The following is a 21,554-nucleotide window of genomic DNA, read 5'->3' as shown; positions in this document are numbered from 1 at the left end:
TTTCTCCTCAGGCTTCCGTCGCCGGCGCCCCAAGGTGCGGCGCGTCTTTCTGCGCGACGTGAATCGTCCCGCCAGCCAACGTGCGCAGCACCACATAGAACACAGGGGTCAGCATCAGACCGAACAGCGTCACGCCGAGCATGCCGAAGAACACCGCGATACCCATCGCATGACGCATCTCCGAACCCGCTCCACTCGAGATCACCAGCGGCACCACACCCATGATGAAAGCGATCGACGTCATCAGGATCGGGCGCAGACGCAGGCGGCTCGCCTCGATCGCCGCCGCCAGCGGCGTACGTCCGTCATGTTCGAGTTCGCGAGCGAACTCGACGATCAGAATCGCGTTCTTCGCCGACAGCCCCACCAGCACCATCAAACCGATCTGCGTGAAGATGTTGTTGTCGCCCCCCGTGAGCCACACACCGGTCAGCGCGGACAGCACGCTCATCGGCACGATCAGGATCACCGCGAGCGGCAGCGTCAGGCTTTCATACAACGCGGCCAGCACGAGGAACACGAGCAGCACGCTGATCGGGAACACCCACAGACCCGCATTGCCGGCGATGATCTGCTGATACGTCAGGTCGGTCCATTCGAGCTTCACGCCATGCGGCAGGGTTTGCGCCGCCACGCGTTCGGCCGCGGCCTGCGCCTGGCCCGACGAGAAGCCCGGCGCCGGTCCACCGTTGATGTCCGCAGCGGTATAGCCGTTGTAGCGCACCACCATTTCCGGGCCATACGTAGGCGTCACCGTCACCAGCGACGACAACGGCACCATGTCGCCCGCGGCATTGCGCGTCTTCAGTTGCAGGATGTCGTCCGCACGTTGACGGAACGGCGCGTCAGCCTGCACCCGCACCTGATACACACGGCCGAAGCGGTTGAAGTCGTTCACATACAGCGAGCCCAGATAGATCTGCATCGTGTTGAACACGTCCGTGACCGGCACGCCGAGTTGCTTGGCCTTCACGCGATCCAGGTCGACGTTCAATTGCGGCACGTTGATCTGATAGCTCGAGAAGGTCGGGCCAAGTTCAGGCGTCTGCGCCGCCTTCTTCACGAACGCTTCCGCAGCCTTGTTCAACTCCGCATAGCCCACCGCGCCGTGATCTTCCAACTGCATCTTGAAGCCGCCCAGCGTACCCAGGCCGAGCACGGGCGGCGGCGGGAACACCGCGACGAACGAATCCTTGATCGCGCCGTACTGCTGGTTCAATGCACCGGCAATCGCACCGGCCGAGAGCTTCTTGCCGCCACGCTCCTTGAAAGGCTTCAACGTGACGAACACGATGCCCGCGCTCGAACTATTGGTGAAACCGTTCACCGACAAACCCGGGAACGCCACCGCGCTTTCCACGCCCGGCTGCTTCAGGGCAATCGCGCTCATATCGCGAATCACCTTTTCCGTGCGATCCAGCGAGGCGCCGTTCGGCAACTGCGCGAATGCGATCAGGTATTCCTTGTCCTGCGCCGGCACGAAACCGCCCGGCACGATGCGCGACATCAGCACTGTTGCGCCCAGCAGGATCGCGTAGACCGCGAGCATCGCACCTTTACGGCGCAGCACGCCTTTCACGCCACGGCCATACTCCGTCGAACCGCGATGAAACACCTTGTTGAAGCCCTTGAAGAAGCGGCCCAGCACGCGATTCATCACACGCGTCAGGACGTCTTCCTTCGCGCCGTGGCTGCGCAACAGCATCGCGGACAACGCCGGCGACAGGGTGAGCGAGTTGAACGCCGAGATCACCGTCGAGATCGCGATGGTCATCGCGAACTGCTTGTAGAACTGGCCCGTCAGGCCGGTCATGAAAGCGAGCGGCACGAACACGGCAACCAGCGTCAGCGCGATGGCGATAATCGGCCCGCTCACTTCCTGCATGGCCTTATAAGTCGCGTCGCGCGCACTGAGCCCGCTTTCGATGTTCCGTTCGACGTTTTCCACCACCACGATCGCATCGTCCACCACGATCCCGATGGCAAGCACCATTCCGAACAATGACAACGCGTTGATCGAGAAGCCGAATGCAAGCAGCAACGAGAACGTACCGACAATCGACACCGGCACCGCAATCAACGGAATGATCGACGCACGCCACGTCTGCAGGAACACGATCACCACGATCACCACCAGCGCGATCGCTTCGAGCAGCGTGTGAATCACCGCCTCGATACTCGAACGCACGAACTGCGTCGGGTCATAGACGATCTTGTATTCGACGCCCGCCGGCATGTCTTCCGCCAGTTCCTTCATCGCCGCACGAACCTGATCGGAAATCGCCAGCGAGTTCGCACCCGGCGCCTGGTTGATGGCGAGCGCCACCGCGGGCTTGTTGTCGAGCAGCGAACGCAGGCCGTATTCCGACGCCGCCAGTTCGATACGCGCGATGTCGCGCAGATACGTCACGCCGCCATCCGGCGCGGTTTTGACGATGATGTCGCCGAATTCGCCCTCAGTCTTCAAACGGCCACGCGCATTTACCGACAACTGCAGTTGCGTGCCCGGCACCGAAGGCGATGCGCCGATCACACCGGCTGCCACCTGAATGTTCTGCTCACGGATTGCGTTGACCACTTCGGTCGCCGTCAAACCGCGCTGCGCCACTTTCTGCGGATCGAGCCAGACGCGCATCGCATAGTCGCCCGAACCCCACAGCTGCACTTCGCCGACGCCCTGAATCCGCGCCAACCGATCCTTGACGTTGAGCAGCGCGTAGTTGCGCAGATACGTCATGTCGTAGCGATTGTTCGGCGAGATCAGGTGGACCACCATCGTCAGCGTGGGCGAACTCTTGATGGTCGTGATGCCGAGCCGCTGCACGTCTTCCGGCAGGCGCGGCAGCGCCTGGTTGACGCGGTTCTGCACCAGTTGCGTCGCCAGGTCCGGATTGGTGCCGAGCTTGAAGGTCACCGTCAGCGTGAGATTGCCGTCGCTATTGGCTTGCGACTGCATGTACAGCATGTTCTCGACGCCGTTGATCTGCTCTTCGAGCGGCGCCGCAACGGCCTCCGCGATCACTTTCGGATTGGCGCCCGGATATTGCGCGTGCACCACGACCGAAGGCGGCACGACTTCCGGATACTCCGAAATCGGCAGCTTGAAGAGCGAAATGACGCCCCCCAGCAGGATCAGTACCGATAGCACGCCGGCAAAGATCGGTCGATCGATGAAGAATTTGGATATGTTCATGGGAAGCTCTTAACGTTGGAGCATGCGCCCGCTACGGCCAGTCAAGAGGACTGGACGAGCGCGGCACACGAGGCTCACGAATTCTTGTCCGCTGCTTTTGCCCGCGTCTGCGCAAGCGGCGCGCTGTTCGGGTCCTGATCGGTGGTCATCGGCACCATGTGGGCGCGCACTGCATCACCCGGACGCACGCGCTGGATGCCGTTCACGACGATCCGGTCGGTCGCCTGCAAACCGCCCTTGACGATGCGAAGGTTGCCCTGCATGCCGCCCACGGCGATTTCCCGGTAGACGACGTGGTTGCTCTGGTCAACCACCAGCACGAATTTCTTGTCCTGATCGGTGCCCACCGCGGCGTCGTCGATCAGCAGCGCCGGATGCGGCTCGCTGCCGCCGACCTTCACGCGCGCATACAGACCGGGGATCAATGCGCCGTCCTGGTTGTCGAAACGCGCGCGCACCCGGATCGTGCCGGACGACGTGTCCAGCCGGTTGTCGACGGATTCGATCGTGCCGTCGCGCGAGTAGCCGCTTTCGTCCGCCAGACCCAGCTGCACCGGCACCTTGCTGCCATCCTTCGCGCGGTTCAGGTATTGCAGGTAGGTTTGTTCGTCAGCGTCGAACGATGCGTAGATCGGTGAAACCGACACCAGCGTGGTCAGCGGCGCCGAGCTTGCGCCCGCGGACACCACGTTGCCCACCGTGATTTCCGCCCGCGAGACGCGGCCCGAGACCGGCGCGACGATCTTCGTATAGCCGAGGTTGATGCGCGCGGTTTCGACGGCGGCTTGCGCGGCCTTCAGGTTGGCGCTCGCCTCGCGTGCGGCGTTCTGCTTCTCGTCGTAATCGCGCTTGGCGATCGCGTTGTCGGCGATCAGACGTTGCGCGCGCTCCCAATCGCTTTGCGTATAGCCTGTACGCGCCTGTGCTGCCGCGACCTGTGCTTCGGCGCGATCCACTTCGGCCGCGTACGGACGCGGATCGATCACGAACAGCGTGTCGCCCTTCTTCACGAGCGCGCCGTCCTTGAAGTTGACGGACACGATCGTGCCCGGCACCTGCGAACGGACGTCCACTTTTTCGACCGCTTCGAGGCGGCCCGAATAGCTCTGCCAGTCGGTGATCGTCTTTTGCACCACCGTGGCAACATCGACTTCCGGCACGATGGTCGGCGCCGCAGGCGAGCTCGCGTCGACGCGGATCGCGCCGAACGTGCCCAGCCCGGCCACCACGACGACAGCTAGAACAGCAATCGCCACACGGCGACGGGAAAGAGGAAGGATAGTCATGAGAAGCTCCCGGTATCGTTGATTAAAGTTCTGCTTGTTTGTGTCTCAGCGATGGGCGCGCGCATCGAAGCGCCACTGAAAAAATCGCACCGCTTCCTGCAAGGCGGGCGGATGGTCGGCCAACGCGGCGTGCGAGATGCTGGGATAGCGGACCACCTGGGTCAGCACACCCGCGTCGATCAGGCTGCTCGCGTACTTTTCCGCTTCCACATGCAGCACGTCGTTTTGCGCCGTCGCGATCAGCGTGGCCGGCAGGCCCGCGAGGCGCGACGATTCGAGCGGCGCGGCATACGGATGCATGCGTTGCGACGCTTGCGGCAGATACGCGCGATAACACGCGGCGCACTCCTTCGCGGTGATGTCCGAGCCGAGCCGCTGTTCGTCGCCGAGGCGCGTCAGGCTCGGATCGAGCATCGGTCCGAACAGCGCTTGCGCGGCAATGCGCACGTCGCCGCGATCGCGCGCGATGAAAGCGAGGCAGTTGGCCAGCTGTCCGCCCGCATCGTGGCCCGCCACGCCGAGCTTCTTGCTATTCCCGCCAAACGCGCGGGCTCGTGTCTGCACCCACAGCGCCGCGCGATGCGCGTCTTCAGGCGCCGCCGGAAACGGAAACTGCGGCGCCAGCGAATAACCGACCGACACGACCAGAGCCGGTAAGTGTTCTGCGAAATAACGTGCGGCGTAGTCGGCCTGGTCGATCGAGCCCTTGGTAAAGCCGCCGCCGTGGAAATAAAGCAATACCGGCAGTGCGGTTTTCTGGGCTTGCCGGTACAAACGCAACGTAATGTCCTGTGCGTGCCCTTCGATCTGCACGTCAGTGACGTCGAGTGCCGTGCTGTCGGCCTGTGCCGGGCCGCTGCCGGCGGGCACAAAGGAGTACGGCGGTTTAAATGCATCCATGTCGAGCCGCGCAATGCGCATAGAACTTCAATGCTGCGAATTGTGGGTTCGGCAGACTCGTAAATAAATGCCTATAATCCGGCAACACAATTCGGCGCCCCTGAACAATCGAATGCGATTGCTCTGCGGATTCGATTCCTGCTCAGTGCGCCCGCCCCTTTTGGAGGTTTGCAATGGACCGGCTTCAGGCCATGCAAGTGTTCACGCGCGTCGTCGACACCAACAGCTTTACCCGTGCTGCGGAAACGCTCGACCTGCCGCGCGCCTCGGTTACCACCATCATTCAGAACCTCGAAGCGTTCCTCGGCACGCGGCTGATGCACCGGACCACGCGGCGTTTGTCGCTGACGCCCGACGGTGCGGCGTACTACGAACGCTGTGTGCGCATCCTCGCGGACGTCGAAGAGACCGAGGCCAGCTTCCAGAGCGGCAACAAGAAGCCGCATGGCAAGCTGCGCATCGACATGCCGGGATCGATCGGGCGTTTGCTGGTGATCCCTTCGCTGTGTGAATTCCACACGCGTTACCCGGACATCGACCTGCAGCTCGGCTTGACGGACCGGCCCGTCGATCTGCTGCAGGAAGGCGTGGATTGCGTGGTGCGGGTGGGCGCGCTACAGGATTCCTCGCTGGTGGCGCGCCGTATCGGTTTGTTCGAGGGCGTGACATGCGCGGCCCCCGACTACATCAAGCGCGCGGGCATGCCGACTTCGCTTGAAGACCTCGATAATCACAAAGCAGTCAATTATTTTTCGAGCCGCACGGGGCGCACGATCGATTGGGCCTTCATGGTTGATGGCAAAGAAGTCGAAGTGAAGATGAAGAGCATTGTGTCGGTGAACGACGCCGATGCCTACGTAACCTGCGGACTGGAGGGCTTCGGCCTGATTCAGCCGGCGCTCTTCATGGTGCTGCCGCATCTGCGTTCGGGCCAGCTGGTTGAAGTGTTGCCGGAGCTGAAGCCTTTGCCTATGCCGATTTCCGCAGTCTATCCGCACAGTCGGCATCTGTCGCCTAAAGTCCGTGTTTTCGTAGACTGGATTGCCGAGCTGTTCGACCGTTGCCCGTTGCTGAGCGGACGCGGCAGTCTCGACGCGATGTGCACGAAGCGGACTTTCGAAGAACGCGAATCTGCGCCGATACTCGATACGCCGGTGATAACGGAGTGGGTCGCCTGATTCACGCGAGTTGAAGTACGGAAAATGGAAAAGTGAATTTCAACCGCGGCTCTAATGCCGCGGTTGTCCCGCAGTGACCGGGTAATGCGCGCGTCGTCGCGATTGTTCTAGATTCGCGACAATTCATTTCGCGAAAGCGAGATTTATCCGGATCACCTCGAAGTCTACATTTCACCCTGTCGCAGCACCGCTCGTGCTGCAAACGAATCGACAGGAGTGAATCATGAAACGCAATCTCTTAGCAGGTCTGACTCTTTCGCTGCTTGCCAGCGCACCGGTGTTCGCTCAAAGCAGCGGTGGCAGCATTGGCCGTGCGGGCACATACGAAACGCAACCTGTGCCGACTACAGTCGGCAAAACGCGTGCGGAAGTTAACGCCGAGTTGGTCGCGGCGTATCGCGACGGTTCGCTGCCTGCGCTGAATCGTACGTCGTATCCGAACAAAGGTCTGATTGGTCAGACGCAGGCTGCGCGCATTGCATTGCAGGAAGGTGGCAGCGGCGAGGTCACGCGCGTGGCCAATGGGCAGTAAGGCAAATGCGCCGCGATGATTCGGTTTCCAAAAGAAATTTTCATCGCGGTTTGTTTTTGCACTCTTTACAGAGGAGTTTGTTATGACACCGTCTGAACTTGATGATTGGGATGTGGATGTGGGGGTGTGGATGCCTTTTCGGGCGCCGCAACGGTAAAGGTTTGTTTTTTGCCTGATCGGCGGGTTTTTTTGTGCCTGCGGTGTTGGGTTTTTCTTGAGTTGGGTTTTGGGCCGTGTGTCTACGGCGTTGGTCTTTTGTTGAGCTGGCTTTGTTGTCTGTGCTTTTAGGGTGTTGGGCTTTCCTTGTATTGCTTGTGGTCTATTAGCGTTCGCCCCTGTGCGGGGCAGGCACCTACTTTCTTTGCCGCCGCAAAGAAAGTAGGCAAAGAAAGCGGCTCACACCGCTAATGCTAAGTGGGCACCGTAGCTCGCACGCGGTAGTGGTGCATCTGGAATCGGTGTTCGTGCCCCTGCTTGCTCTGGTGACAAGGGCGTCATTCTTCCGGCGGCGCTGCGCGCGCCGAAGCGTACTTCTTAAAACCACCCGCTACGTTTTCGCACTCGGGTTTTGATCGGGACTGCGACTCGCCGTTACATCGACACCGCCACCGCCACTACCGCCACTACCGCCACTATCACTGAGACTACGCTGCACCGACGTCTCAGTCGGTCGGCGAGTTCGCTCTTTCACTCGGTTGCGAAGCTCGTCTCCAAGATACTTGGGCACTTGCCGAGGCGAAGCCGACGGCCCCACTGACCTGAACCGAAGCCCCTGGTTTCCCATGCAGACCCGTCCGCGACGCACGCAGTGCGGAGTGGGAGCTGATGAGTCCTTTGTCACTAACAAATGAAGGTGCACGAGCACGGATTCCAGATGCACCACTACCGGTTGCGAACCACGGTGCCCGCTTAGCATTAGCGGTGTGAGCCGCTTTCTTTGCCTACTTTCTTTGCGGCGGCAAAGAAAGTAGGTGCCTGCCCCGCACAGGGGCGAACGCTAATAGACCACTAACAAATCAAGGAAAGGCACAAAAACCAGAACCACAGACAACAAAGCGCCGAGCAGGCAAAAAAACCTACCTCTTCGGCACCCCCTCCCGCCACTCTCCCCAATGAGCAGCAATATCCTGCACAAGCGGATTCCCAGACCTGTACAGGTTCTCAATAGCAATCGTAAAACCCCCTTGCGCAGCATAGTTAAGCAAATTATCCGCACTAGTCTGCCCATCGTAAGGCCGATCGAAATCAGACCCAGCCCGCAGCACCGCAACGCGATTCAAATCGACCTTATTCACCGAGGCCGCGCGCTTAAGCGCCTCATACGTCGCGTTATCCTCCTGCTGCGTGGTGCAATACACGCCGTTGCCGTCCGTCAGAATCCTGGTCCAATCCCGCGCCCGCTGCCCAAGCAGCGTCCCCGACCACCAGGTATCGCCCGCCAGCGTGTCGCATTGAATGACAGTCGGCGGCCGATTCGCAGGCGCATACGAATACTTGGCCCGCGCAGCCTGCGCCTGAGCGTTATCGGACAGCACAACATTACGCGACAAGGCAAATGCCGTATCGGCCAACTGGGTGTTCAACTGAAACACCTCCGTCCGATAGTCGAGCGGCGGCTTATCCGTAGGACTCTTGGTATTGATGCCCAGGTACCCGGTATTCCAGCCAGGCGGAATCTCCCGCCCATCGATCTCCCACTGAATCCCGAAGTCGACCAGATACTTCGCCCACGCCGCGGATCCGACCGTGCCTTGCTGCGGATCGATCCCGGCAATCCCCGCCACCATAAAGTACGTATGCCGCAAATCGAAACGCGGCGAGAAGGTCAACGCCATGATCGACGCGGCAGCGTTGCTATGCCCCATGCCAGTGGTCATGACGCACACGTCCTGCTTATTGCAGTGAACCGTCGGATAATCCGGCGATAAGCCGTCGACCGTAATGTCGCGCCATGGGCCAAGCCGGTCGAGCCATACCTGTCCCTCGGGTCCGAACATCGAAATGATCATCACCTTGACCGGCCGCCCGTGCGAGCCGCCGTCGTTGTCGTCCGCGCTGGCAGGGCCGGATGTAAAGGCGGCGCAAGCCGCGAGCGCAATTGCGGAGATCGCGCCGAGTGTGCGAGTCAGCATCTTAATCCTTCCTTTTTGCTTATGATGCAGATTGGGAGAGGGACCGCTTTCAAGCCGAAAGAAGTATAGATGCGAAGAAATTATTTTCCACTACGTATTGCGGCAATTCGCGCACCGGCCCCGATGTATTGCATCTTGGTCCCGGCTGCTTGAACCACCGCTTGCCCGCGCGGAGCACCCCCTCGCCGTCGGACGATGAAGCGGCACGCCCCGTCATCAAACAGGCGCTCGGTCACGACATCGATTTCTTCGATACCGCCAACGGTTATTTGGACGGCATCAGCGAAACAACGCATCAAACCCGCGGCACATCCGGTTCGAAAAATACCCAGCGCACTTGCGGAAATGTTGCCTGCAGGTCCGCTTCGATCACGTTGATCGCATCGACCATCGCGCGGCCGCTCGCGTAGTCGATCATTTCGGCCTGCACCGCCACCACCACATGACGGCCCCACTGCAGCGTAATCATGTTGATGATGCTGCGAATCTCGGAGCGGGCGCGCAGATGTGTCTCGATCGCGCGGCGCACTTCCGGGCTCGCCGATTCGCCGACGATCATCGACTTCACTTCGCGCGCCACCAGCCACGCAATCGCCATCAGCAGCAGGCCCACGCCGATCGAGCCCAATGCATCGTAGACAGGGTTGCCAGTCACCATCGTCAGCAACACGGCGACAAAGGCGATTGCAAGACCGGCCAACGCGGCAATGTCCTCGCCGGCCACCACCAGCAATTCGGACTCGCGCGTTTCGCGAAACCATCGCCACATGCTTTTATCAGGATGCGTCTTGCGGATTTCCTTAACCGCGCCCCACAAGGAAAGGGCTTCGAGCACCACGGAAACGCCCAGCACGACAAGCGCCACATACGCATACTGCAACGGCTCGCGCGCAAACAGACGATGCACGCCTTCATAAACCGAAAACGCGCCGCCGACAAAGAACAGCAGCAATGCCACCAGCAGCGAATAGAAATTGATCTCGCGGCCACCGCCCATGGGATGCAACGGGCTCGCCGGCTTGCGCGCTTCACGCAAGCCGAATAGCAGCAGGAGCTGGTTACCGCAGTCGGCGGTCGAGTGAATGGCTTCGGCGAACATCGAACCGGAACCGGTGAAGGCAGCCGCGGCGAACTTGCAGACGGCGATGCCGAGGTTGGCGGCGAGCGCATAGAAAATGGCTTTCGGCGATTCTTCTTTCATCGTCGTGGCGGGGGTCCGTGAGTTTGCAGAGCGCGTTCGGTTGGCAATAGTCCGTATTATGGACATGCCACACGGCATGCGTCCAACCCCGGCGCTGTGTTGCGCCGGGATCCGTGACGTATGCAGCACATCTGCCCGCTCTCGCGCTCCGTCGTGCTATGCCCTTTCGAGCGCGGCCATCTCACGCACGATCACCAGCAGCATCGACAAGCTCGCACCGCCCGTGGCCCGCAGATCGGCAAGCAGGCGCGCATAACGCTCGAGTTGCGCGGTGCGCTTCTCGCGCCATGCCTGAACCAATGCATCCGGCGTGGACGCCTCGTCGGCACCGGCCAGCGCGCTCGTGGTCAGCGCGCGTTTCAGGCGTGCGAGCTCGGCCAGCGCCGTGGCGCGCGCCAGCATGTCCCAGTGTGTAGGCGCCGGTAGCGCGGTCGCGCGCTCGCTGATCCAGCCGTAGTTCAGCAGCGTGCCTAGCGCGAAGTAGACTCCCGCCACGAGTTCGAGACTGCGCCCGCAGGTCGACGCCACCTCGGCGATGTCGAGCAAAGCCGCCGAGATCTCGCCGCTGGCGATTCGCACCGCCAGTTCGCTATCGACACCGGCGTCCACGAGCACGCGTTGCCGCTCGGACAGCGCGTCGAGATCGGCGCTCGGCAACAGCACCGGCCATTGCGGCGCGAGGCGCTGCGCCGCGTCGCGACAACGTGCGAGCAGGCCCGCGACATCGCCGTCGCTGACCGCCCCCGATTGCAACTGCCGCAGGAACCACAGCGCCGAGCGTTCGACGAGCCGCGCCACCTCGACGAACATGCGCGCCTGCACATCGTCGGCGACACGGTTATCCAGCGCATCGATACTGCGCCACACTTCGTCGAGATCGAACACGTCGCGCGCCATGATGCACGCGCGCACGATGTTGCCAGGCTGCGCATCGGTTTCCTCCATCAGCCGATGCACGAACTCGCAGCCCACGCGATTCACCAACGCATTGGTCAAATGCGTTGCGAGGATTTCGCGCCGCAACGGGTGACGTTGCATCGGTTCGCTAAAGCGCTGCCGCAACGGCTTCGGAAAATATTCGATCAGCATCTCGCTGACGAGTGGATCTTCCGGCATCGACGATTCGAGCAGCGCGTCGTACAACCACATCTTGCTATAGGCGAGCAGCACCGCGCGCTCGGGTGTGGTCAGCCCTTGTTTCGCGGTCTGGCGTTCGGCGACTTCTTCATCGCTGGGCAAGAACTCGATCACGCGGTTCAGGCGACCGGCGCGTTCGAGGTAGCGCATCAAACGCGCTTCGGCATCGAGCAATTCGACGCCGTAGCGTCCCGCGATCGAAAGCGCCTGGGTCTGGTAATAGTTGTCCTGCAAGACGAGCAGGCCGACTTCATCGGTCATTTCCGCGAGCAGCGTATTGCGCTGCTTCCCGGTCATTTCGCCGTCGGAGACGACCAGACCCAGCAGGATCTTGATGTTGACCTCGTGGTCCGAACAGTCGACCCCGGCGGAGTTGTCGATCGCATCGGTATTGATGCGGCCGCCGCGCTGCGCGAACTCGATACGTCCGAGTTGCGTGAGACCGAGATTGCCGCCTTCCGCGACAACCTTGCAGTGCAGATCGGCGCCGTTGACGCGAATCGCGTCAACGGCGCGGTCACCGACCTGCAGATGCGTTTCGCGGCTCGCCTTCACATAGGTGCCGATACCGCCGTTGTAGAGCAGATCGACGGGCGCCTGCAGAATCGCGCGCATCAATTCAGTGGGCGCGAGCGCCGGCGCGCTGATGCCAAGCACCGACTGCACGGCGGGAGACAACGGAATCGTCTTGGCGGTGCGCGGAAACACGCCGCCTCCCGCCGAGATCAGCGAAGGGTCGTAGTCCGCCCAACTCGACCGGTCCAGAACGAACAGGCGCCCACGTTCGGCAAGGCTGACGGCCGGGTCGGGATTCGGATCGAGAAAGATATGCCGATGATCGAATGCGGCCACCAGCTTGATATGTGGCGACAGCAGCATGCCGTTGCCGAATACATCGCCCGACATATCGCCGACGCCAACCACGGTGAAATCAGTCGTCTGCGTATCGACGCCCATTTCGCGGAAGTGACGCTTGACCGACTCCCATGCGCCGCGCGCCGTGATCGCCATTTTCTTGTGGTCATAGCCGACCGAACCGCCCGACGCGAAGGCGTCGTCGAGCCAGAAACCGTATTCCTGCGAGATCGCGTTCGCGTAGTCGGAGAAGGTTGCGGTGCCCTTGTCGGCGGCGACGACCAGATAGGGATCGTCGGGATCATGCCGCACCACGTCGGGCGGCGGCACCACGGCCGTGCCCGCAAGGTTGTCGGTCAAATCGAGCAGGCCGCGCAGGAACGTCTGATAACAGGCAATGCCTTCACGCATCCACGCGTCGCGTTCGCTCTGCGGCGGCGGATTCTTCACGACGAAACCGCCTTTGGAGCCGACCGGCACGATCACCACGTTCTTCACCATCTGCGCCTTCATCAACCCGAGGACTTCCGTGCGGAAGTCCTCACGCCGATCCGACCAGCGCAGACCGCCGCGCGCAACCCGTCCGCCGCGCAAATGCACGCCTTCCACACGCGGCGAGTACACCCAGATTTCGAACATCGGCTTCGGTTCAGGCAAACCGGGCACCTGCGCGGGATTGAATTTGAACGACAGGTACGGTTTCGGGTGGCCGTCGGCGTCGAAGCGATAGTAGTTCGTGCGCTGTGTGGCCTTGATGACGCCGAGGAATTGCCGGAGTATCCGGTCTTCGTCGAGATTCGGCACCTGATCGAGCGCGCTGTCGATCGTCTCCAGCAAGTTGTCGACGCGAGCCTCGCGCGAAGCACCGAGCACCGGATCGAAGCGCGCCACGAACAACTCCACCAGCATGCGGGCAATCGCCGGATTGCCGGTGACGGCGCGTTCGATATAAGCGTCGCTGAATGTCGAACCCACTTGCCTCAGGTACCTGGCATAAGCACGCAGAATCGTCACCTCGCGCGCACTCAGTTGCGCGCGCAACACGAGGCGATTGAAATCGTCGCTTTCGATTCCGCCGGTCCATACCTGTTCGAACGCATCTTCGAAAAGATCCTTCACGCGTTCGATATCGAATTCCGCATCGTCCGCGAGTTCGAGGCCGAAGTCGTGAATCCAGGCAGGCGTGGCGTCGAGCGCTTCGATCAGATAGGGCCGCTCTTCATCGACACGCACGCCGAGGTGTTCGAGCATCGGCAAACTGCGCGACAACGCAATGGGCAGACCCGCACGATAAACCTTGAAGCGGAACGCGCGAGGCCCTGCTTCGATTGGGCGGTACAGGTTCATGGCGAGCCGCTCGCTGCCCTGCACGCGTTCGATCAACTCGATATCGCGCACCGCGGTACGGGCCGGATAATCGTCGCGATAGCCGGGGGGAAACGAATCCGCATAGTGCTGCAGAAGACGGTTGCCCTGCTCTTCGCCGAATGCGTCGAGCAACGCGTCGGCGAGATCGTCCTGCCAGCGGCGCGTGACGTGCACGAGCCGCGCCTCGAGTTCACGCGTATCGACATTGGGCATGCCCCCGGGCTTCGCATGCACGACGAAATGGATGCGCGCAAGCGTCGATTCCGACAACAGCGGCGTGAATTCGACGCTTTCCCCGTTGAACGCATCGACCAGCAGGTTGGCAATGCGCTGCCGCAGATCGGTGTTGTATTTGTCGCGCGGTACGAACACGAGACACGACACGAAACGGTCGAAACGGTCGCGCCGCACGAACATGCGCGTGCGCTGATGCTCCTGCAAACGGAGCACACCCAGCGCGATATCGTAGAGCTGATTTTCCTCAGCCTGAAACAGTTCGTCGCGCGGATAGGTTTCGAGCACCGTCACGAGTGATTTGGCCAGATGCCCTTTCGGCAGAAAACCGGCCCGCCGCACGATGTTCGCGCATTTGCGCCGCACGATCGGAATCTCCGCGGCCGACACCAGGTACGCGGTGGACGTGTACAGGCCGATAAAGCGCCGTTCGCCGGTCACCTTGCCGTCCGCACCGGTCAGCTTGATGCCGACGTAATCCAGATAGCCCGGTCGATGCACCGTTGCACGCGAGTTGGCCTTGGTCAGGAAAATGGGCGACGAGCCGGAGATGATATCGACAGCCGCCGGCGGCAACGGCGTGACTTCGGCGGCGCCCGCAGTACGCAACTCATCGCGCAGAATGCCGAGGCCGGAGCCGGGTATCGCACGCAGGCCAAAGCCGATATCGTGCTGCACCAATTCATAGTCGCGCTGGCCGAGAAACGTGAAATGATCGGCCACCATCCATTCGAGGAACGCGCGGGCCTCGAGACCTTCCGGCCCCGCCTCGCCCGCCTTCATGCCTTTGACTGTGGCGCGCGCGAGTTCGACGATCTTCGGCCAGTCTTCCACCGCGGCGCGCACGTCGCGCAGCACCTTGGCGATCTCGTCACGCAACGCGTCGAGCTTCGCTGCGTCGCCGCAACGGTCGACCTCGAAGTGGATGAACGAGGCGAGCTGCGAGCGCGTATCGGCGGAGTCTTCAGCGCCCTGACCCACGCGCACGATGCTGCCGTCCGGTCCGCGCCAGATGCGAAACACCGGGTGCACGACTGAGTGCAGCGCGAGCCCGAGGCGGTTGACCGCCATCGATACCGAATCGACCAGAAACGGCATGTCGTCGTTGACGATCTCGACCACCGTGTGATCGGAATGCCAGCCGTGCTGTTCGAGTATCGGGTTGTAGACGCGCAGCCGTTCGCTGCCTGGCACGAAGCGCTGCGCGGTTTGCCAGTGGGCTAGCGCCGCGCCGTAGAGATCGGCGATCGAGCGGCTCTGCAGGTCGTCGGTGTCGACAAAGTCGTAGTAGTGCCGCAGGAAAGGCTCGACGACTTTGAAGGTCGGCTCCGGCAAGCGCCCTCGCGCAAATTCAAAGACATCGTTGAGCAGGTGCGTGACGGCTTCTTCATTCTTTGCTTGCATGATCAACTCCCTGGCGGGCGGCAATAGCGAGTATCGCTTGATTCGCATGCATCGTCTGAACCGGGATTATGCGCCTGCCGCCCGGAAAGCGATGCCCGAGCCGACTTAGGTAATACCCGCTGCCGGTGAACCTGCCGCCTCTGTTTAAAGCGCGGCCTTCGGTTCCCCAGCCTCCTGCTTAAGCCAAGCCTGAACCTGTTCGCTGGTCCAGGCCGGGTCGTCGTGAGGCAGGTCATGCCCCGCCCATTGATGCTCGCGATGCGTTGCACCCCATGCCGCAGCGAGCTTCGCCGAACACACCGGATTGACCAGCTTGTCAGCGCGTGAAGAAAGAATCAGCAACGGGCAACGCGGTTTCGCCGCCGCCGCGCTAAAGCGCGCGGCGGCCCAAAGCTGCCGTAACGCATTGCCCCGGCTCACCGGTGCGCTCCGGCGAATGTCGCTCCATGCATCGAGATCGGCGCCCAGCGTTTCGACGTTGTTGCACGTCAGCCGATGAATGCCGCTTTCCGCGCGCGGCGGGTCGCGCCAGTGCGTCGCGACGCCCAGCAGGCCCGGCCATGCCGATGGACGCAAGCGCTCGGGCATGCGGCTGAATGGCCGCATGCTGGTATTGATCAATACGAGCCGCTCGACCTCGCCGGGATGCCGTTGCGCCCAGTCGGTCGCCACCATGCCGCCAAGCGACATCGCCAGCACGCGATAGGGGCCTGTCGCGCCGGTTTGCAATGCAGCAATCCTCACGAAGCCCACCATGTCTTCTACCGCGGCCGGCGCGCGCAAGTGCGTGAACTCGCCGTTGCCGGGCAGATCGAGCAGCAACAGGCGATCCGTGCCGATCGCCTCGCGCAGCAAGCCGGGCAAACGACCCCAGTGGCGTGTTTCGCGCGTCAGTCCGCGTAACAGAATCCAGGTGCTCATGGCGCGTTCGGCGTGGTCCAATGGTCGATCGCGCTTTGCAGCAATTGCTCGCGGCGATTGCCTTGCGGCAGCCAGCGCTGCGACGAAAACGCCGCGCGCGCGAGAAAATCGAGCAGATTCGCGTGACGCCGCAGCACGCGTGCGGTGCGATGCGCCTTCACCGGATTGAACATGCCCTGACGGGAAAACAGCTGGCGCGGATTCTTCTTGATCCACAGCCACGAACCGAGTTCGAGCGTCATCGGCAGGAAGACGTTGGGCGGCGGCGTACGGTCGTACGCGAAGTCCCACAGATCGCCATGCAACAGGTACTGGTGACTCTGCGGTTCGAACGCGTAGCCATGATGCGGATGCGCACGCTCGAACATGGTTTTCAGCACGTACATTTCCGGCAGATGCGCCATCGGCTTGCGCGTGCGCGCGTACGGAAACCAGATGCTGTCACGCCAGCCGTACCCCGAGTGGCAGTCGAGGGCGATGCTCAGCGGCCGCGCGGCCATGTCGGTTTCGACCACCCGCAGGAGCGCCGCCGCCTCCGGCTCCATGGGATCGCCTTGCCGGCCGCGATACCAGGGCAACCATGCGCCCACCCGCTGCCCGCCGGCGAGCAGCGGCACGCGTTCGTCGGCATTCTGCGGCGCATTGCGCATCAGGTCCACACCGTTGGGATTGGCCCGTGTGGCAGCCCACATGCCGCCCGGATTGACGATCGGCATAAAAATCAGACGAATCGATTGCAGCTGCCGCACCAGCAACTCGTCCCATTCCAGCCTGGCGAGCAGCGCGCGCATGTAGTCGAGCACGAGTTGCGAGCCAATCCGTTCGAGCCCGTGAATGCCGCCGAAAAAACCGATTGCCGGCGCGAGCGGATCGGTTGAACCGATGCTTGCGGTGTGCACGGCGAATTGCCGGCCGCGCACCGTCGTCTCGCAGACGGTGCGGATCTCGAAGCTGGCGCTGCCCTGGTCGAGGATCGTCTTGAGATCTTCGTACTCCGCAAAACTGTCGGGAAGAAAACTCAAAGGCTGCATGACGACGTCGAATAGAACTGCAAGGTTATTGGGGACGGCACACCGATTGACGCAATATAGCCTGGCTGCAGGCGATCATGCGGAACGGAGCGCAGTCAATGCAAATCGTGTCATGCGGGTGTCATTTTTTATTCGAATGAATGACTTCTGCCTGCCTTTCCAGCGACGCAAAAAAGACACGTGAAGATATAGTCGTCTAGACGTTGCGACGCCTTCACTCAACCGTCACAGACGCTTCCTAGAATGAGCCTCACACAGGCTGGCGATAGCCGGATGCATCGAGGGGTACTTATGGACGCAATTCGGGAAGCAATCCGCATCGAACGGTTGAGCAAGACATTTGGCAACGGCCGCAAGGCGTTGGACGAAATCGATCTGCGCGTCGAACCGGGCGAAATGGTTGCATTGATCGGCGCCTCGGGCTCGGGCAAGTCGACGCTGCTGCGGCATATCGCCGGCTTCACGGCATCGGACGCGCAGCCGTCGCAGATCGCGATTCTCGGACGGCCGATCCAGCAGAACGGCCGCATCGTGCGCGAAGTGCGCAGCATTCGCCGCGATATCGGCTTCGTGTTCCAGCAATTCAATCTGGTGAACCGGCTTTCCGTGGAGAGCAACGTGCTGATCGGCGCGCTCGCACGGCTGCCGCTGTGGCGCCGTCTCACCGGACGCTTTCCGGGCGCGGAGCGGGCGCGGTCGTTGGCCGCGCTCAACGAAGTCGGCATCGGCGACCATGCGCGCGAACGTGCCGCCAACCTCTCCGGCGGCCAGCAGCAACGCGCGGCATTGGCGCGCGCGCTGGTGCAACGCGCGCGCATCGTGCTCGCCGACGAACCGATCGCCTCGCTCGATCCCGAATCGTCGCGCCGTGTGATGGAGATGCTGCGCACCCTCAACGTCGAGCATCAACTGACGGTGCTGGTGTCGCTGCATCAGGTCGACATGGCGATGCAGTACTGCCCGCGCACCGTTGCACTGCGCCGAGGCAAGGTGGTCTACGACGGCCCCTCCGCCGCGCTGAGCCCGGCCCTCCTCAAGAAACTCTACGGCGACGACGCCCGCGAACTGCTCGAAGAGACCGCTGCCGATAACACGGCCAATCATGCGGACAGCAACGCCAGCGGACCCGACACCGGCGCTTCGGCGCAAAACACCGAATCCACTTCAACGCGCTATGCGTTCGCCCTCAATCCGGCGCACTCGAGCTGAGCGCGCCCACCTACTCTGTTCACTCAACCGGACCTCAAAGCGATGAAATTCCTGCGTTCATTGATTACGCTGACCGTCGGCGCGGCCGCATTCGCCTGCGCCGTCGCGGCACAAGCCGAGGACATCAACCTCGGCATCATCTCGACCGACTCCTCCTCCGTGCTGAAACAGCGCTGGGAACCGCTGATCGCGGACATGAACAGGCAAACCGGCCTGAACGTGAAGGCGTTCTTCGCCACCGACTACGCCGGCATCATCGAAGGCATGCGCTTTAACAAGGTACAGGTCGGCTATTTCGGCAACGCGTCGGCGATCGAAGCAGTGGATCGTTCGCAAGGCGAAGTGTTCGCGAAGGTCCTGTATGTAAATGGCGACGCGGGTTACAAGTCGGTGCTGATCACCAACGTGAACAGCCGCTTCAAGACGCTCGACGACGTGTTTAAGAATACGAAGGACGTCACGCTCGGCTTCGGCGATCCGAACTCCACCTCGGGCACGCTGATCCCCGGCTACTACCTGTTCGCCCAGCACAACACGCCGGTCAACACCTCGTTCAAGGCCGTGCTGCCGTCGAGCCACGAAGCGAATCTGCTGGCTGTGGTGAACAACAAGGTCGACATCGCGACCAACAACACCGAGATGCTCGACACGCTGAAGAAGCAGCATCCGGACAAGTTCGCCCAGGTCCGCGTGCTGTGGACCTCGCCGCTGATTCCGTCGGACCCGCTGGTGTGGCGCAAGGATCTGCCGCAAGCCACCAAGGACAAGATCCGCACCTTCTTCCTCGGCTACGGCAAGACCGACCCGCATGAAAAAGCGGTGATGGCTGCCATCACGGGCTACGCCGGCTTCGCGGCATCGTCGGATGAGCAGTTGCTGCCGATCCGCCAGGTCGCGCTGTTCCAGCAGAAGCAGAAGATCGAGAGCGACACGCATCTTTCCGACGACGACCGCAAGACCCAACTGGCGGCGCTCGACGCGAAGCTGAGCGCACTCAACACCGCCATCGCCAAGCAATGAACACCGTTGATCTGATCACGTCGCCCACGCGCGCGAGCGAAGCGCTCGCCGCGCAGGCGGCGCGCCGTGCCGCCCCCGCTGCAGGCAAGCGCGGCTGGCTGTCGCTGATCGGCTGGATCGCCGTGCTTGCCGTGCTGGGTGGCGCCTGGCACGGCGCCGACATGCGTCCGCTCGACCTGTTCTCCGACTCCGGCAACATGGGCCAGTTCGCCAAGGACTTCTTTCCGCCGGACTTCACCGAATGGCGCAGCTATCTGCACGAGATGGCTGTGACGCTGTCGGTGGCGGTCTGGGGCACCGTTCTCTCGCTGGTGTGCGCCGTGCCGTGCGGACTGATGTCCGCTCACAACATGGCGCCGATGTGGATCGTGCAACCCATGCGCCGCATGATGGACGCATGCCGCGCGATCAATGAAATGGTCTTCGCGATGCTGTTCATCGTCGCGGTGGGACTCGGTCCGTTCGCCGGCGTGCTGGCGTTGTGGGTGCACACCACCGGCGTGCTCGCCAAGCTCTTCGCCGAAGCGGTGGAGGCAATCGATCCGCGTCCGGCTGAAGGCGTGCGCGCCACCGGCGCGACCAGTCTCGACGAAATCATTTACGGCGTGCTGCCGCAAGTTCTGCCGTTGTGGATCTCGTACGCGTTATATCGCTTCGAATCGAACGTGCGCTCGGCGATGGTGGTCGGCATGGTCGGCGCGGGTGGGATCGGCGTGGTGCTGTACGAGGCGATCCGTTCGTTCAATTACGCGCAGACGGCCGCGGTGATGATCATGGTAATCGTCGTCGTGACGGTGATCGATCTGGCGTCCGCGTGGTTGCGCGAACGCGTGACCTGACCGCTTCCCGACTTCTGAATGCCGAGGGTTGGCGAGACGCGCTTCGCCAACCCTCGTTCAGGCGGCTTCGCTACCGCGTGCCAGGGTGTAAGCGAGCCGCCCCACCAGCATTGCGCCGAGTTTGGGCGGCGGGCTTTTGCCGCCACAAATTACCGGCATTTGCCACATAAAGCCCCTTCACTTTAGTCGTCCACCCCGCCATTCCGGCGTTCTGCTGGAATAATCACGTGCTTGCGGCCGGCTTCCGGCCTTTCATTCCCGCTCCCTGGTCTTCGATGGACACCTTTGTCGTTTTGCTGGTGCTGCTCTCCGCGCTCCTTCACGCTACCTGGAACGCGTTTCTGCATCTATCCGAAGACCGTGTCTGGCTGCTCGGCATGATGGCGATTCCGTATTTCGCCGTCAGCGCGGTCGGTGTGATCGTGCTGCCCTTGCCTGAACCGGCGGCGTGGCCTTATATCTTCGCATCGGTCGTGCTCGAATTCGGCTACCTGCTGGCACTGATCCGCGCCTATAAGAGCGGCGATTTCGGGCAAATCTATCCGATTGCGCGCGGTCTTTCGCCGATGCTCGTATTCGTCGGGGCGCTGGTATTCGCGCACGAATCGCTCAAGCCATTGGCGGCCATCGGCGTGGCGCTGGTGTCGCTCGGCATCGTTTCACTGGCGTTCCGCCGCGGCATGCATTTTTCCGGCGAAAGCGTGCCGTTCGCGCTCCTGACCGGCTTCTTCATCGCGACGTATTCGGTCGTCGACGGAATCGGCGCGCGCGTGGCGGGCAACGGCCTGAGCTACATCATGTGGGTCTATCTGATCTGGAATGTCCCGCAGTTTCTGCTCGCCTGGCATTGGCGCGGCGGGGCAAAGGGCTTGTTCATCGGCCGCACGGTGGTGCTCAAGGGCATCGCGTCCGGCGCGCTCGCATTGACCGCTTATTGCCTGATCATCGAGGCCTACCGCTACCTGCCGATTGCGATGGTGTCCGCGCTGCGTGAGCTCAGTTCGATCTTCGCGGTGCTGATCGGCTGGCTGTTCATGCAGGAGAAGCTGACCACGCGGCGGATCGTGGCATGCGCGCTGGTGACGCTGGGGGCTGTGTTGATCCGGATTTGAGG

General features: G+C 62.0%; 14 protein-coding genes. 6 read left to right on the top strand and 8 right to left on the bottom strand.

Going from position 1 to position 21,554, the window contains the following annotated elements; translation table 11 throughout:
• Positions 1-7 precede the first annotated feature (7 nt).
• From DSC91_RS03980 to DSC91_RS03970, 3 genes are all read right to left on the bottom strand, one after another.
• Positions 8-3,193, bottom strand: coding sequence for an efflux RND transporter permease subunit (locus DSC91_RS03980; protein WP_115776930.1), 3,186 nt, complete (start codon positions 3,191-3,193; stop codon positions 8-10).
• 74 nt (positions 3,194-3,267) lie between these two features.
• Positions 3,268-4,479 (bottom strand): efflux RND transporter periplasmic adaptor subunit, encoded by a 1,212-nt coding sequence (locus tag DSC91_RS03975; RefSeq protein ID WP_115776929.1) that lies wholly within the window; start codon positions 4,477-4,479, stop codon positions 3,268-3,270.
• Positions 4,480-4,524: 45 nt separating this feature from the next.
• The gene (locus tag DSC91_RS03970; RefSeq protein WP_115779682.1) at positions 4,525-5,379 is read right to left on the bottom strand and encodes an alpha/beta hydrolase; all 855 of its coding nucleotides are present in this window, start codon (positions 5,377-5,379) and stop codon (positions 4,525-4,527) included.
• A 173-nt stretch (positions 5,380-5,552) separates the two neighbouring features.
• Between DSC91_RS03970 and DSC91_RS03965 the strand changes: the two genes are divergently transcribed.
• Both DSC91_RS03965 and DSC91_RS03960 read left to right on the top strand, forming a co-directional pair.
• On the top strand, positions 5,553-6,557 hold the full coding sequence (locus DSC91_RS03965) for a LysR family transcriptional regulator (protein ID WP_115776928.1): 1,005 nt from the start codon (positions 5,553-5,555) through the stop codon (positions 6,555-6,557).
• 223 nt (positions 6,558-6,780) lie between these two features.
• The gene (locus DSC91_RS03960) at positions 6,781-7,089 is read left to right on the top strand and encodes a DUF4148 domain-containing protein (RefSeq protein WP_115776927.1); all 309 of its coding nucleotides are present in this window, start codon (positions 6,781-6,783) and stop codon (positions 7,087-7,089) included.
• A gap of 1,076 nt (positions 7,090-8,165) precedes the next feature.
• Here DSC91_RS03960 and DSC91_RS03955 read toward each other — a convergent pair.
• The 5 genes from DSC91_RS03955 to DSC91_RS03930 all read right to left on the bottom strand — a co-directional run bounded on the left by DSC91_RS03955 (position 8,166) and on the right by DSC91_RS03930 (position 17,372).
• Entirely contained in the window at positions 8,166-9,221 is a 1,056-nt protein-coding gene (locus DSC91_RS03955) for a purine-nucleoside phosphorylase (RefSeq protein ID WP_115776926.1), read from the bottom strand.
• Positions 9,222-9,516: 295 nt separating this feature from the next.
• The gene (locus DSC91_RS03945) at positions 9,517-10,422 is read right to left on the bottom strand and encodes a cation diffusion facilitator family transporter (protein WP_115776924.1); all 906 of its coding nucleotides are present in this window, start codon (positions 10,420-10,422) and stop codon (positions 9,517-9,519) included.
• A 156-nt stretch (positions 10,423-10,578) separates the two neighbouring features.
• Positions 10,579-15,420, bottom strand: a complete 4,842-nt coding sequence (locus DSC91_RS03940; protein ID WP_115776923.1) for an NAD-glutamate dehydrogenase — start codon at positions 15,418-15,420, stop codon at positions 10,579-10,581.
• Positions 15,421-15,564: 144 nt separating this feature from the next.
• A complete protein-coding gene (locus DSC91_RS03935) occupies positions 15,565-16,341 on the bottom strand; it encodes an alpha/beta fold hydrolase (protein ID WP_115776922.1) in 777 nt (258 codons plus the stop codon).
• Positions 16,338-17,372: a M14 family zinc carboxypeptidase gene (locus tag DSC91_RS03930; RefSeq protein WP_115776921.1), complete on the bottom strand. Its 1,035-nt coding sequence runs from the start codon at positions 17,370-17,372 to the stop codon at positions 16,338-16,340. The genes DSC91_RS03935 and DSC91_RS03930 overlap by 4 nt, the downstream gene beginning before the upstream one ends.
• A 291-nt stretch (positions 17,373-17,663) precedes the next feature.
• On the opposite strand from DSC91_RS03930, the gene phnC reads away from it, so the two are divergent.
• From phnC to DSC91_RS03910, 4 genes are all read left to right on the top strand, one after another.
• On the top strand, positions 17,664-18,581 hold the full coding sequence (gene phnC / locus DSC91_RS03925) for a phosphonate ABC transporter ATP-binding protein (RefSeq protein ID WP_115776920.1): 918 nt from the start codon (positions 17,664-17,666) through the stop codon (positions 18,579-18,581).
• Between the two features lie 42 nt (positions 18,582-18,623).
• Positions 18,624-19,601 carry a phosphonate ABC transporter substrate-binding protein gene (phnD, locus tag DSC91_RS03920; protein ID WP_115776919.1) on the top strand — a complete coding sequence of 326 codons (978 nt, stop codon included), beginning with the start codon at positions 18,624-18,626 and terminating at the stop codon, positions 19,599-19,601.
• The gene (gene phnE, locus DSC91_RS03915; RefSeq protein ID WP_115776918.1) at positions 19,598-20,440 is read left to right on the top strand and encodes a phosphonate ABC transporter, permease protein PhnE; all 843 of its coding nucleotides are present in this window, start codon (positions 19,598-19,600) and stop codon (positions 20,438-20,440) included. Before phnD ends, phnE begins: the two co-directional genes overlap by 4 nt.
• Before the next feature lie 275 nt (positions 20,441-20,715).
• Positions 20,716-21,552 carry a DMT family transporter gene (locus DSC91_RS03910; RefSeq protein WP_115779681.1) on the top strand — a complete coding sequence of 279 codons (837 nt, stop codon included), beginning with the start codon at positions 20,716-20,718 and terminating at the stop codon, positions 21,550-21,552.
• Positions 21,553-21,554: the final 2 nt, after the last annotated feature.

The organism is Paraburkholderia caffeinilytica (assembly GCF_003368325.1).
Taxonomy (GTDB): Bacteria; Pseudomonadota; Gammaproteobacteria; order Burkholderiales; family Burkholderiaceae; genus Paraburkholderia; species Paraburkholderia caffeinilytica.
Note: the sequence above shows the minus strand (reverse complement) of the source record. Positions and strands in the feature narration are given on the sequence as shown.